The 480-nt window shown below is 72.5% G+C and carries 1 protein-coding gene; it reads left to right on the forward strand.

What is annotated here, in order from left to right; all coding sequences use genetic code 11:
* Positions 1 to 92: 92 nt before the first annotated feature.
* The coding region (locus tag AE652_RS46480; protein WP_049653898.1) for a hypothetical protein at positions 93 to 480 on the forward strand (388 nt) is incomplete at its 3' end.

Consider the following 480-nt stretch of genomic DNA (forward strand, 5'->3'; position numbering starts at 1 on the left):
TCCCGCCCCGACGACATCGGCAAGTTCGTCTGGGTGCTCATCGCCCCGGCCCCCGTCTCCGCCCTCGCCACCGCCTGAAAGCCCGAACCCCCATGCACCTCACGACCCTGGCCCGCCACGCCCTCTCCCGCGGCCGGACCCCCGCCGACACCTACGCCCTCCTCGCCCGCCGCACCCGCAAGCCCCTCCCCTCCGCCCGCGCCGTCTGCCTCGCCCTCACCATCCCCCACGCCGAAACCACCCGACGCCTGAACGACTGCTACGACGCCCTCCTCGCCGACCCCCACCCCGACACCGAGACCGACACCGGCGAACTCCTCGAAGCCCTCGGCGTCTTCGACATCCCCAAGTCCCTCACCGACACCGAACTCGCCATCGTCGACCACCTCCTCTCCGCCATCGACGCCCACGGCAGCCTCCGCCCCGGCCACCACCACGGCCTCCAACGCTGGTTCACCACCGGCAACCTCACCACCGCCT

Source organism: Kitasatospora sp. MY 5-36, assembly GCF_001182915.1.
GTDB lineage: Bacteria > Actinomycetota > Actinomycetes > Streptomycetales > Streptomycetaceae > Kitasatospora.